The sequence below is a fragment of the Crocinitomix catalasitica ATCC 23190 genome (genome assembly GCF_000621625.1).
Classification (GTDB): Bacteria; Bacteroidota; Bacteroidia; order Flavobacteriales_D; family Crocinitomicaceae; genus Crocinitomix; species Crocinitomix catalasitica.
The window spans coordinates 39893-52250 of the sequence record NZ_JHXV01000001.1; the positions used below are offsets into that span (position 1 = coordinate 39893).

The window sequence follows — 12358 nt, forward strand, 5'->3', positions numbered from 1 at the left end:
TTTGAATTCGAACATTGCATTGAGTCGCAATTCGTCAAAGCAGAATGACGAACTGAAAATAGCTGTCAAAAATCTCTATTGAAGAATTTAATTCCAAATGATTGTTTTGACTTCTAGTCTTTTACTTATTTTTTTTGTTTTTTTTCAGGGACATAATCAGAGAAATCCGTCGTTTTATTACATTCTTCAATGTAGTCTAGAATTTCATCACGTCCTGAAAAATCAACAGAAGAAGATATAAAATGCGGTGGCATTTCTTCCCAAATTTTTAACATTTCACGTTTGTAAAAATTATAAAAATTTCCAAGTTTGTTATTGTTTAATTTGTCGGTTTTAGTGAAGATCATTGAGAAAGGAATGCCTTTTTCTCCAAGGTATCCCATAAATTCCAGGTCAATTGATTGAGGTTCTAATCGGCTATCAATCAAAACGAATACATTAACAAGGTTGGCTCTTGTTTCCATATATTCGGCAATAAATGTTTTCCATTTATGTCTTTGTTGATGTCCTGCTTTCGCAAAACCATAGCCCGGTAAATCAACTAAATACCATTCCTTATTGATTAAAAAATGATTGATTAATTGTGTCTTTCCTGGTTTTCCAGATGTTTTAGCCAATTTTTTATTATTGGTTAACATATTAATTAAAGACGATTTGCCGACATTAGATCGACCAATAAAAGCATATTCGGGCATGTTCGGTTCTGGACACCGATTTACCACCATATTACTAATTACAAATTCAGCTGTTTTTATAACCATTGTATTGTAAAACTGGCAAATGAATGCCAAGATAATTATCGATTATTTAGAATAAGCCGTTTATCTCGGCATCAATCGAGTTGATTATTGTTCCTAAATCATTTGCATCTTCGTGGAAGTTGTTATTGTCAACATCAATCACAATTAATTTACCGCGATCATAAGTCGAAATCCATGCTTCGTATCTTTCATTTAAACGTTTTAAATAATCTAAACGAATACTCTCTTCGTACTCTCGTCCTCGTTTTTGAATTTGGTTCACCAACGTTGGAACGCTTGCTTTTAAATAGATTAATACGTCGGGAGCAGAAATAAATGATTCTAACAAGTTGAACAGAGAAAAATAATTTTCAAAATCTCTTGTTGTCATCAAGCCCATCGAGTGAAGATTGGGTGCAAATATATATGCGTCTTCATAAATCGTACGATCTTGAATAACGTTTGTTGAATTGTTTTTTATTTCTTGAATTTGGGTAAAACGACTATTCAAATAATAGATTTGCAGGTTAAAGGACCAACGCTGCATGTCTTCATAAAAGTCATTTAAATACGGGTTTTGTTCAACATCTTCAAAATGGGTATCCCATCCATAATGTTTTGCTAACAATTTGGTTAACGTCGTTTTACCAGCGCCTATATTTCCTGCTACAGCTATATGCATATCCTTTAATTTTTGGAGATATAAAATTAGGAATAAATTTCGTTTGTTGTCGGTCTAAATCAATTCTTTTAAGAAAATAAATATTGCTGTTGTAAAAGACTGTAAATTTGCCGCAAATGAAAAAAGAATTTTTGTCTTGGTTCCTATTGGTTTTTCTTTCTGTTATATGGGGGAGTTCATTCATTTTAATGGAAAGATCAATGAGCCCTTTGGGAAATGAAATGGTGCTCGGTCCGTTTCAAGTTGGCAGTATGCGAATAGTGATTGCAAGTTTGGTTTTGTTGCCAATTGCTTTAAGGCATATTAAAAAATTGAACAAAGAAAATTTTGGTTGGCTATTAATTACTGGACTTTGTGGTAATTTTTTTCCAGCGCTATTATTTACACTCGCTGAAACTGGAATAGAAAGCTCTTTGGCGGGATTGTTAAATATGGGGACTTCCATATTTGTTGTTTTGATAGGTATCTTGGCTTATAAGGTTATTCCTAATAAATGGCAAATAATAGGTATGATAATGGCCATTTTTGGTTTGTTTAAAATCTTTTGGAATCAAATTCATTTCGAATCGAATAATTTGAATTACGCTTTGCTGGTTTTTATAGCTACTATCTGTTATGCCATTAGTTTAACAACAATTAAGTATAAGCTGTCACATATGAAACCGCTAGTAATAACTGCGCTAAGTTTTTTAATGATTTTACTTCCCGCTATTGTTGTCGCAATGTTTACAAAAGCATATCAACCTATAGTTCAGCACGAATTAGGTGGTTTGGCTGTAGGTTACTTAATTATTTTAAGTGTTGTGGGGACAGCGTTGGCTGTTTTTATGTTTAATAATTTGGTGGCTATTTCAAGTCCCATCTTTTCTTCAGGGGTAACCTATTTAATTCCAATCGTAGCTGTCTTAATCGGTGTTTGGGATGGCGAACAATTTGCCTTAGAAAATATTATTTGGATACTATTGATTCTGATTGGTGTATATTTTATGAATAAAAAGCTAAGGCCTTCAAAATAAATTAAGATTGCATTGTTGATATATTAAATTTAATCCCTACTTTTGTCGTCCTAAATAATTTTATAAATAGAAAATTTGTTATGTACGCAATTGTAGAAATAGCAGGCCAACAATTTAAAGTTGAAAAAGACCAGCAGATTTTCGTTCATCGATTAGCACAAGAAGAAGGTTCAAAAGTTGATTTTGACAATGTTCTTTTAATCGATAATGACGGAAAAGTAAATGTAGGCGCCCCAGCTATTAAAGGAGCAGTAGTATCAGCTTCCGTGGTAAAACACGTTAAAGGAGATAAAGTAATCATTTTCCGAAAGAAAAGAAGAAAAGGTTACGTAAAACAAAATGGTCACAGACAATCGTTTACTGAGATCAAAATTGATAAAATTAACGTTTAATAAATTTAATTCTTTCATTTAATTGAAAGATAAAAATATTTGAGATATGGCACATAAGAAAGGAGTCGGAAGTTCGAAGAATGGTAGAGAATCAGAATCGAAACGCCTTGGTGTTAAAATTTTTGGTGGACAAGCTGCAATAGCTGGTAATATCATTATAAGACAAAGAGGGACTAAGCATCACCCAGGAGCGAATGTAGGGATTGGTAAAGATCATACATTATATGCACTTACTGATGGTTTAGTTGCATTCAGAAAAAAGAAAAACAATAGATCATTCGTATCTGTCGTTCCTTTTGATGTTGAAACTGTTCCAACTAAAGGAGAAAGTCCAGCAAAAGAAGTAGCTTCAAAGAAAACTGCTGTTCGTGCTGAGGCACCTGCAAAAGAAGAAGTGAAAAAAGAAGCGCCTAAGAAAGCAGCTGCAAAGTCTGCAAAAGGTGATGATTTAACAAAAATTGAAGGTGTTGGACCAAAATTAGCTTCTGTATTAAATGAAGGTGGTTTGAATTCTTATGCTGAAGTAGCTGCTGCATCTGTTGCTGATATCCAAAAGATATTAGACGAAGCAGAAGGTAACTATGCAAGATTTAGTCCTGATACATGGCCGCAACAAGCACAATTAGCTGCTGATGGTAAATGGGACGAATTGAAAGTTCTTCAAGATGAATTAGACGGAGGAAAGAAGAAATAATTCTTTTCAACTTATAAAATTGAAACTCCTCTCGGCTTTGCTGAAAGGAGTTTTTTTTATGCCCAAATTGCCCGAATAACCAACGACAATTTATACTTTTATAAAAAAATAATATTAATGTTAGAATTAGCTAGAATTCGAAAAGAAAAAGAGACAATAATTGAACGGTTGAAGTTGAGAAATTTTGACGGAAAAGAATTAATTGAAAACATTCTTGTTTTAGATGGGAATTGGCGTGAGTCAAAACAGGAGTTAGAGAAGATTGCTGCTGAATCAAATCAATTAGCGAAGTCTATCGGTTCATTGTTCAAAGAAGGTAAACAAGACGAAGCGAATAAAGCAAAAGCTAGAGCAGGTGAGTTGAAAGAGCTTGAAAAGAATGCAAAAGAAGCTATGAATGCTTACGCTGAAAAATTGCAAGCTGCCCTCTATGAAGTTCCGAATGTCCCTAATCCTTCAGTTCCAGCCGGGAATTCGGACGAGGACAATGAAGTTTTATCTAATTCTGGAACTATTCCAACAAAATTGGATTTTTGGCAACCGCATTGGGAATTAGCTAAAAAATATGATATTATTGATTTTGAAGTAGGTGTGAAGGTGACAGGTGCTGGATTTCCTTTTTATAAAGGTCAAGGGGCTAGATTACAACGTGCATTAATCAATTTTTTCTTAGATCAAGCTCGAGATAATGGCTATACAGAAATAATACCTCCATTTGTGGTAAATGAAGCTTCTGGAATTGGAACAGGACAATTGCCGGATAAAGAAGGACAAATGTATCATGCTACCATAGATGATCTTTATCTGATACCAACAGCTGAAATTCCTTTAACTAATATGTATAGAAATGAATTGGTGAAATCAACTGATTTGCCAATCAAATTAACTGGATATACGCCATGTTTTAGACGTGAAGCGGGTTCTTACGGAAGTGATGTAAGAGGGTTGAATAGGTTGCACCAATTCGATAAAGTAGAGTTGGTACGCATCGAACATCCTGACAATTCGTATGCTGTTTTAGATGAAATGGTAAAATATGTACAGGATATTTTAACTAAATTAGAATTGCCATATAGAACATTAAGATTATGCGGTGGTGATCTTGGTTTTACCTCTGCTTTAACATTCGATTTGGAAGTTTATTCAGCTGCACAAGATAAATGGTTAGAAGTGAGTTCTGTTTCAAATTTCGAAACTTTTCAAGCGAATCGTTTGAAATTGAGGTTTAAAGATGAAAACAACAATAAACAATTGGTGCATACGTTGAATGGAAGTGCCCTGGCATTGCCGCGAATCTTAGCAGCGTTATTGGAGAATAACCAAACAGAAGAAGGTATTAAAATTCCTGCAGCTCTTGTACCATATACAGGATTTGATATCATAAAAAATTAAATTTAGACATGAAAAAATTATTCTATTCGCTTATCGCTATTTTGTTTGTAACTTCAATGACAAGTTGTAATCCTGAAAAACAGTTTGAAAAACAATTGGTTCAAATTGATTCGGCACTGGTTGTTATCGATAGTTTGGAAGTGTTAATGGATGGTATAGAATTTGATAGTTTGAAGATGATGGTGGACCATGTGGTATTAAATGAAGGTTTTGTGAAAAATTTCTATGTTTCGGATACGATCAATGAAAGTTTAGGTAATCATTTAAATGAAGCAAAATCTGTACGTAAAGTACTAAAAGGGGTGGAGACTAAGAAAATGTTTTTTGGTGATGAATTAAATGCTTTGAAACATCAATTACAAGATTTAAAAGAAGATGTAAAAGCTGGACTTTTTTCTGAAGAACAATTAAATAAATACTTAGCAAACGAAATGCAGGCTGTCTTAACCGTGACTTTGTCTTTTGATGATTTTAATAAAAAACAAATTGCTGAAAAAAAGAGATATTATCACGCAACACCGAGTATAGACGAGTTTATAGAATTATTAAAGCATAATCTTGAAGATTAATTTAAATATCGTATTTGTTTTATTGTTGATCTTCAGTTCAACAGGGAATCTTTTTGCCCAACCTGAAGACAATGATTCAAAATTGGCAAACCATTATTTTAATAAAGGTGAGTTTGAAAAGGCAGAACCTTATTTCGAGAAAATTTATCGTAAATACGGATCGCAAAAATATTTTGAAGGATACTTTATGTCCTTGTTTTATCAAGACAAATTGGATGCATGTGAAAAGGTTGCTGAAAAACAAATTAAACGTGATCCTTATGTTATTGACACTTATTTTAAATTAGCAAACGTTTACAAAGCAACTGATCGTAATGAAAAGGCATTGGAAACGTATGATGACTTAATTAAAGATTTGCCAAGCATTCCATCTAGAGTTGAAGATTTAGGAAATTCGTTTAAGTCTTACGGTTTATATGATTATGCTATATCTACGTATGAAAAAGGACGGAAAGTATTGCGTAATGATGATGCTTTTCATTTGGAAATAGCAGAATTGTATTCAATGGTTGACAAACCAGAGGAAATGATTCGTGAATATCTCGATTTAGTGAATTACAACGCGGCTTATTTACGTACAGTTCAAAATTATTTAAGCAGAATTATTGATTTTGATTCGGATGTTGCAAGGGTTGAAATGTTGCGGAAAGAAATACTGACCAATGTTCAACGGTATCCAAATAAAACAGTTAATAATGAGATGTTTATTTGGTATTATACGCAAATAAAAGAATTCAATGGGGCTGTAATTCAGGCAAAAGCATTAGATGCAAAAACGAAAGATAACGGTAAAAATCTTTTCCAAATCGGTCAAATTTGTCAGTCGAATCAAGCTTATGACGCAGCATTAAAAGCGTATAAATATTTGGAAGAGTTGGGACCGGAAAACCCGTATTACCATTATGCTATCGAAAGAAAGTTACAGATTTCATTTGAAATGGTGAAAAATCAAAAAACGTTCACCAAACAAGAGGTACATGTCGTTGCTGATGAATTTGAAAAAAGTGTTGCTCAGATTAACAATGCAAAAAAAGCGAGAGGAATCATTAGGCAACTGGCTGAAATATATGCCTTTTATTTAGATGATACAGAAAAAGCAAAAGGTCTGATTGGTGAAGCAATGAAAGGATCAATGTCTAATTACGAGCGAGCAGAGTATAAAATTCTATTAGGAGATATTTACGTTGTTTCTGGCGATATTTGGGAAGCATCTTTATTGTATATGCAAGTTGCGAAAGACTTCAGTGAAGACTTAATTGGACACGAAGCGAAATTTAAGAATGCAAAAGTTTTTTATTATGATGGAGAGTTTGATTATGCAAAAGCTCAATTGGATGTCTTAAAAGCTTCAACAAGTAAGCTAATAGCAAATAATGCAATGCAATTATCACTATTATTACAAGACAATTTAGGATTGGATACAAATCAAGCACCAGTTAAACTATATGCGAAGGCTGACTTATTATTGCAACAGAATAAATTTAATGAAGCGCTTTTTATTCTTGATAGTCTTGAATCGCATTTTCCATTTCATAGTATGATTGATGAAGTTCTTTTCAAAAAAGGTCAAATTTACGAAGGGCAACAGAATTGGTTAGAGGCAATAAAATATTATGAAATGATTGCAGAATCGTATGTTGACGATATTTTGGCTGATGATGCTATTTTTCGAATCGCAGAAATCTATTATAATAAACTTGACGAGTACGAAAAAGCAGCTACTTATTACAAACGAATTCTATTTGAATTTGAAAGTAGTCTTTACTCGGCTTCTGCTCGAGAAAAATACCGCAGTATTACGGCAATATTTAATTAAAATCAGAAAGTAAAATATATGAATGTTTTGTACAATGTAACAGTTTCTGTTGACAAAGATGTAAGTGATGAATGGCTTGAGTGGATGGAAACAACACATATACCTGAAGTAATAAAAACAGGCTTTTTTATTGAAGCTAAATTATCTCAGGTTCTTTCTGATGATGAAGGGAGTATTTCGTTTGCCGTTCAATATTTATGTGAATCAATGATTCATTATGAAGAGTATAAAATTCTTCATGCTGAAAGATTACAAAAAGAGCATACCGACAAATATGGTTATAAAACGGCGGCATTTCGTTCACTTTTATTGGTAAAATCGAATTTTTCAAAATGAGTGTAAGAGCTAAAAAACACCTAGGACAACATTTCTTAAATGATGAGAATGTTTGTATCAAAATGGCAGAAGTTATTGATGCACACACTGATTTTGACACACTTCTTGAAGTTGGTCCAGGGATGGGAGCACTGACAAAATATTTATTGAAGCTAGAAAAATTTGAAACGCAAGTCGTTGAAGTTGACAGGGAGTCTGTTGAATATTTGAATGAACATTTTAACGAATTACACGGAAAAATTCATTCTTTAGACTTTTTACGGGTCGATTTAGCGGAGTTGATGGGGCCTAAACCATTTGCTGTAGTTGGTAATTTCCCCTATAATATTTCCTCTCAAATCTTATTCAAGGTGTTAGATTTTAAAAATCAAATTCCAGTAGTTGTAGGGATGTTTCAAAAGGAATTGGCAGAACGAATAGCTGAGAAACCAGGAACTAAAAAATATGGTATAATTAGTGTCCTTCTCCAAGCTTTTTACGAGATAGAATATTTATTTACTGTTCCTCCAAATGTTTTCATTCCACCACCAAAAGTTGATTCTGGTGTAATTAAGTTAACCCGTAACAGTATTCAAAAATTGGCTTGTGATGAAGTGAGGTTTAAACAAATTGTGAAAATGTCATTCAATCAGCGTAGAAAAACAATTCGAAATTCGATTAAACCATTGTTGACAGGGATAACATCAACTGAGGATAAGTTCTTGAATATCTTAACTTTAAGACCCGAGGTGTTATCAGTTGAAGATTTCGTATATTTGACGACAGTTATTTATGGGCACGAGACTAACAAGTAATTGTTGGATATTTTATATATTTGTCATAGTAACCTGAAACAATTTAAAGTATATTGCTTTTAATGAAAAAAAGTCTTTTATTTTTCTTGATCCTAATTTCGGTAAGTTCCGTAAATGCTCAAGCCTGGAGGTATGTAAGAAATGAAGTTTTCTTTGGGGTTGGTGCGACTAATTTTTTAGGTGACCTGGGTGGATCTCAAGGTATTGGTACACATGGTATAAAGGATCTTAAGTTTAGCATGACTAGACCGACTATGATGTTGGGTTATAAATATGCGCTTAGTCCATATTTTTCGGCGAAAGTGACTGGTATTTATGGTTTAATTCATGGTGATGATGCCGTAACTAAGAATATCGTTCGAAATACAAGGAATTTAAGTTTTAGAAGTGTTATTGGTGAGTTTTCTGCCATTCTTGAGTATTATCCAATGCAAGAAAGAATTAAGCCAAGATATAAAATTAAAGGTGTTAAGGGTAATAAGGCTTTTTCATTGATGCCTTTCTTCTATGCTGGTGTTGGTGTTACTTTTTTCAATCCTAAAGCTGAATATGATGGTACTTGGTATGCTTTGCAGCCATTAGCTACCGAAGGTCAAGGGATGGCTGGAAGAGAAGACAAGTATAAACGATACACTTTAGCTATTCCAATGGGAGTTGGTTTAAAATATGTAATTGATAAACAATGGTCGGTAAGTTTTGAATTAAGTTTACGTTATACCATGTCTGATTATCTTGATGATGTAAGTACATCTTATTATTTAAATGATGAAATAGTGGCCGCAAATGGTGACGTTGCTGGTGCACTTGCTGACAGAGCGGTCAATACGGATTTGGGATTAACTGGAATTCATCCTTTGCCTGATGGCAGAAATAATTATCTTCAAAGAGGTGATCCTACTTATAACGACGCTTATATGTTTGGCCTATTCTCTGTTCATTATAGATTCAAGCAAAAGGAATTGTTTATTCCGAAATTCTAATCATGCGATTTTTTTTATTGTGTTGTTTGCTTATTAGTCAATTTAGTTTTTCTCAAGGATTTAAAACAGCATTTGAATTTGGCTTTTTCGGTGGGGGTACCTATTATATCGGAGACTTAAATCCTAGTACACATTTCAAATACAGTAAGCCTGCTGTCGGTATGATCTTTAGATATAATCTTACCACAAGATATTCGATGAGATTAACAGCCAATATGGGAGATTTATATGCCGCTGATGCCTATAGTGACGACCCGTATGCACAACAACGTAATTTAGATTTTAAATCAAGGTTATACGAAATCGCGTTCGGTATGGAATTTGATTTTTTTAAATACCGAATCAATGATATGGAGTACCCAATAACACCATATTTCTTTTATCAATTCGCTTATGCTCGTATCAATCCGATGACAAACTTTAATGGTGTTGATTACGAATTACAACCTTTAGGGACAGAAGGCCAGGGTAGTGCACTTTCAGATAATAAAAAATTATACAACTTAAATCAATTTACCATTCCTCTGGGTATTGGTTTAAAATTTAATCTTAGAAGTCGAATTGCTATGTCGTTTGAATATAGTGTGAGAAAAACATTTACTGATTATATAGATGATGTGTCAGGTTCTTATGTCAATGGAGCGCAATTGTCTCAATTAAATGGTCCCTTGGCAGCCGACCTAGCGGATAGAAGTTTAAGTGATAGTCCTAGAAATTCAGGAACCAATCGAGGAACTGTAGTCGGTAAGGATTGGTACTTTTTCTATGGCGTTATGATCACATTTAAACCTTTCAAAAAAAATATTTGTGATATGCGTGGATGGCGTTAAGACCATTCAAATTACAATATATAGTAACATATTGCGTTTCAATCTTGTTAGAGCGTAATTATGTCAGCAAATCATTCAAATAAAGTCTTAGTCCTTTTTATATGCCTTTTTGGTTACACAATGAATGGTTATAGTCAAAATTATAAGCAAGCGTCTGAAATTGGTGTCTTTGGCGGTGGAGCTTATTATATTGGAGAATTGAATCATGAACATTTTGTGCAATCGAAAGTTGCTTTTGGAGCTGTATATCGATATAATCTATCAACACGACATAATTTAAGGTTCACGGCTATTTATGGTTCCGTTTATGGGAACGATGTAAATTCAAATAATGCTTTTGAAAATACAAGGGATTTAAATTTTAATAGTTCGTTATTTGAACTTGCCGTTGGTTATGAAATTAATTTCTTTAAGTATGCAATAAAAGATATGAAATTCCCTTTCAGTCCTTATTTTTTTTATCAACTGGCTTATACAAGAATCAACCCACAAACAAATTATGACAATATAATTGTCGATCTTCAACCACTTGGCACTGAAGGTCAGAATTCGGTATTGTCTGATAAAAATAGTTATAGTTTAAATCAAATAACTGTTCCTTTGGGAATTGGAATTAAGTTTAATTTAAGAAAACGCGTAGCAATTTCAATTGAATATGGAATCAGAAAGACGTTTACCGATTATTTAGATGATGTGTCAGGAGCATATGTGAATACACTGTTACTCGCAGATGCAAGCGGACCTTTGGCTGGGGATTTATCGAATAAAACTGATATCTATCAAAGTGGTATGAATAGGGGGAATCCTAGTAATAAAGATTGGTATAGTTTTTACGGTTTTATGATAACCTTTAAACCATTTAAATATGATGTATGTAAAGCAATGAAAGGCAATTAAGCCCCGTAATAAGGATTGATCATAAGGTAAACAACAACCCCCGTAATTGCAACATATAACCAAATTGGGAAGGTTATTCGCGCCATTTTTTTATGACCTTCAAAATTGCCTGCCCAAGCCTTTACATAAGTGAATAATACTAAAGGAATGATGGCAATACTTAAAAAGATATGACTGATTAGAATTGTATAATAGATATATTTAGAAAGACCAGTTCCTCCGTATTCAGTAGAAGTGGAAGTGGCGTGATAAACTACATACCCGATTAAAAACAAAGCTGAACAAGCAATTGCAAATTTCATTAATAATTCGTGACGTTGTCTATTTCCATTTTTTATACTGATAACTGCACTTATTAATAGAATCGCAGTTATACCATTGATAGAAGCATAAATAGGAGGGAGATAACTTGTATTATAACCTTCAATCTTAATTCCTCCTAAAGCTGCAACAACCAAAGGAATTGCAATAGAAAGTATAATGATAAGTGGTTTATACTTTTTTTCTAAATCGATCGCAGTTGTATCATTACTCATATTCTTGTGAAATTAGTTTACGAATGTCTTTGTTTAATTGGTTTACTTGTTCAACATCGGTGCCAACGTATAATCCTCTTATATGTCCAGAGCGATCAACTAAAACAAAATGCTCAGAGTGCAAGAATCCGCCTTCTGCAGCTTTATCTTCTTTTGCATTGAGCATATAACCATCTTGACCTAATTCATGCACATAAGCCTTGTCACCATATAAAAAATGCCAATTATGTGTATCTATTTCTCGTTTTTCGATGTAAGCTCTAAGTTTGGCCAATGTATCTCGTTTAGGATCGATTGTATGACTTAAAAATTCTAACTCTTCAATATCGTTAGTCATACCTTGCAGTCTTTTCATCTGTGCAATCATAGCGGGACAAATAGCAGGACAACTCGTAAAGAAAAAGTTGACAACATGAATTTTGCCTTCAACTTTACTGTTATCAAATTGGTTACTATCTTGATCAATAAGGTAGAATTTTGGAACAGTATGGTATGTTGTATCTGAGACAATTTCCCCATCTTTCTCAATTAACTCAACATCATGCTGACCATAATATGGTAATTGCGTTTCTTGCTGTTCATTTTTACAACTCGCAAAACCAATTGCGATAATTAAGGAGAAAATTACTTGCTTCATTGATTAGAATTTAAAGTACAAAAGTAAGAAAGAAAAGGCAATCGTTA

Annotated in this window: 14 protein-coding genes and 2 pseudogenes; 12 read left to right on the forward strand and 4 right to left on the reverse strand. The window is 33.3% G+C overall.

All coding sequences use genetic code 11. From position 1 onward, the window contains the following. Positions 1-125 precede the first annotated feature (125 nt). Positions 126-761, reverse strand: a complete 636-nt coding sequence (gene yihA, locus T367_RS20840) for a ribosome biogenesis GTP-binding protein YihA/YsxC (RefSeq protein ID WP_051568245.1) — start codon at positions 759-761, stop codon at positions 126-128. A 46-nt stretch (positions 762-807) separates the two neighbouring features. After that, the gene (locus tag T367_RS0100170) at positions 808-1422 is read right to left on the reverse strand and encodes a deoxynucleoside kinase (RefSeq protein ID WP_027418027.1); all 615 of its coding nucleotides are present in this window, start codon (positions 1420-1422) and stop codon (positions 808-810) included. A 116-nt stretch (positions 1423-1538) separates the two neighbouring features. Here T367_RS0100170 and T367_RS0100175 point away from each other — a divergent pair, with 116 nt between their 5' ends. The 12 genes and pseudogenes from T367_RS0100175 to porG (T367_RS0100225) all read left to right on the forward strand — a co-directional run bounded on the left by T367_RS0100175 (position 1539) and on the right by porG (T367_RS0100225) (position 11138). Further along, complete coding sequence (locus tag T367_RS0100175; protein WP_035841944.1) at positions 1539-2438, forward strand: DMT family transporter; 900 nt, start codon at positions 1539-1541, stop codon at positions 2436-2438. Between the two features lie 80 nt (positions 2439-2518). Next, positions 2519-2821: pseudogene (rplU, locus tag T367_RS0100180) on the forward strand (50S ribosomal protein L21); the annotation flags it as partial. 55 nt (positions 2822-2876) lie between these two features. Beyond that, positions 2877-3125: pseudogene (gene rpmA / locus T367_RS25235) on the forward strand (50S ribosomal protein L27); the annotation flags it as partial. Positions 3126-3224: 99 nt separating this feature from the next. Then, positions 3225-3524: a helix-hairpin-helix domain-containing protein gene (locus T367_RS25240; RefSeq protein WP_245593012.1), complete on the forward strand. Its 300-nt coding sequence runs from the start codon at positions 3225-3227 to the stop codon at positions 3522-3524. A 117-nt stretch (positions 3525-3641) separates the two neighbouring features. Then, positions 3642-4916: a serine--tRNA ligase gene (gene serS / locus T367_RS0100190; RefSeq protein WP_027418031.1), complete on the forward strand. Its 1275-nt coding sequence runs from the start codon at positions 3642-3644 to the stop codon at positions 4914-4916. Between the two features lie 8 nt (positions 4917-4924). Next, complete coding sequence (locus tag T367_RS0100195) at positions 4925-5485, forward strand: hypothetical protein (RefSeq protein ID WP_027418032.1); 561 nt, start codon at positions 4925-4927, stop codon at positions 5483-5485. Beyond that, positions 5475-7301, forward strand: a complete 1827-nt coding sequence (locus tag T367_RS0100200; protein WP_027418033.1) for a tetratricopeptide repeat protein — start codon at positions 5475-5477, stop codon at positions 7299-7301. The genes T367_RS0100195 and T367_RS0100200 overlap by 11 nt, the downstream gene beginning before the upstream one ends. 18 nt (positions 7302-7319) lie before the next feature. Then, complete coding sequence (locus tag T367_RS0100205; protein ID WP_027418034.1) at positions 7320-7637, forward strand: DUF4286 family protein; 318 nt, start codon at positions 7320-7322, stop codon at positions 7635-7637. Beyond that, a complete protein-coding gene (gene rsmA / locus T367_RS0100210) occupies positions 7634-8431 on the forward strand; it encodes a 16S rRNA (adenine(1518)-N(6)/adenine(1519)-N(6))-dimethyltransferase RsmA (protein WP_035841947.1) in 798 nt (265 codons plus the stop codon). The genes T367_RS0100205 and rsmA overlap by 4 nt, the downstream gene beginning before the upstream one ends. A gap of 62 nt (positions 8432-8493) precedes the next feature. Beyond that, the gene (locus tag T367_RS0100215; RefSeq protein ID WP_027418036.1) at positions 8494-9411 is read left to right on the forward strand and encodes a DUF6089 family protein; all 918 of its coding nucleotides are present in this window, start codon (positions 8494-8496) and stop codon (positions 9409-9411) included. A 2-nt stretch (positions 9412-9413) separates the two neighbouring features. Beyond that, complete coding sequence (porG, locus tag T367_RS20845) at positions 9414-10241, forward strand: type IX secretion system protein PorG (RefSeq protein ID WP_051568246.1); 828 nt, start codon at positions 9414-9416, stop codon at positions 10239-10241. Between the two features lie 60 nt (positions 10242-10301). After that, the gene (porG, locus tag T367_RS0100225; RefSeq protein ID WP_084274254.1) at positions 10302-11138 is read left to right on the forward strand and encodes a type IX secretion system protein PorG; all 837 of its coding nucleotides are present in this window, start codon (positions 10302-10304) and stop codon (positions 11136-11138) included. On the opposite strand, the gene T367_RS0100230 is transcribed toward porG (T367_RS0100225), so the two are convergent. Together T367_RS0100230 and T367_RS0100235 are read right to left on the reverse strand one after the other, a co-directional pair. Then, complete coding sequence (locus T367_RS0100230; RefSeq protein WP_027418038.1) at positions 11135-11674, reverse strand: DUF420 domain-containing protein; 540 nt, start codon at positions 11672-11674, stop codon at positions 11135-11137. The genes porG (T367_RS0100225) and T367_RS0100230 overlap by 4 nt on opposite strands. After that, on the reverse strand, positions 11667-12311 hold the full coding sequence (locus tag T367_RS0100235) for an SCO family protein (protein ID WP_027418039.1): 645 nt from the start codon (positions 12309-12311) through the stop codon (positions 11667-11669). The genes T367_RS0100230 and T367_RS0100235 overlap by 8 nt, the downstream gene beginning before the upstream one ends. Positions 12312-12358 lie beyond the last annotated feature (47 nt).

Bases quoted from the DNA above. Each gene is read 5' to 3' on its own strand.
- yihA (WP_051568245.1), bottom strand. From the start codon at position 761: ATGGTTATAAAAACAGCTGAATTTGTAATTAGTAATATGGTGGTAAAT.
- serS (WP_027418031.1), top strand. From the start codon at position 3,642: ATGTTAGAATTAGCTAGAATTCGAAAAGAAAAAGAGACAATAATTGAA.
- T367_RS0100215 (WP_027418036.1), top strand. From the start codon at position 8,494: ATGAAAAAAAGTCTTTTATTTTTCTTGATCCTAATTTCGGTAAGTTCC.
- rsmA (WP_035841947.1), top strand. From the start codon at position 7,634: ATGAGTGTAAGAGCTAAAAAACACCTAGGACAACATTTCTTAAATGAT.
- T367_RS0100175 (WP_035841944.1), top strand. From the start codon at position 1,539: ATGAAAAAAGAATTTTTGTCTTGGTTCCTATTGGTTTTTCTTTCTGTT.
- T367_RS0100205 (WP_027418034.1), top strand. From the start codon at position 7,320: ATGAATGTTTTGTACAATGTAACAGTTTCTGTTGACAAAGATGTAAGT.
- porG (WP_084274254.1), top strand. From the start codon at position 10,302: ATGTCAGCAAATCATTCAAATAAAGTCTTAGTCCTTTTTATATGCCTT.
- porG (WP_051568246.1), top strand. From the start codon at position 9,414: ATGCGATTTTTTTTATTGTGTTGTTTGCTTATTAGTCAATTTAGTTTT.
- T367_RS0100235 (WP_027418039.1), bottom strand. From the start codon at position 12,311: ATGAAGCAAGTAATTTTCTCCTTAATTATCGCAATTGGTTTTGCGAGT.
- T367_RS0100230 (WP_027418038.1), bottom strand. From the start codon at position 11,674: ATGAGTAATGATACAACTGCGATCGATTTAGAAAAAAAGTATAAACCA.
- T367_RS0100170 (WP_027418027.1), bottom strand. From the start codon at position 1,422: ATGCATATAGCTGTAGCAGGAAATATAGGCGCTGGTAAAACGACGTTA.
- T367_RS0100195 (WP_027418032.1), top strand. From the start codon at position 4,925: ATGAAAAAATTATTCTATTCGCTTATCGCTATTTTGTTTGTAACTTCA.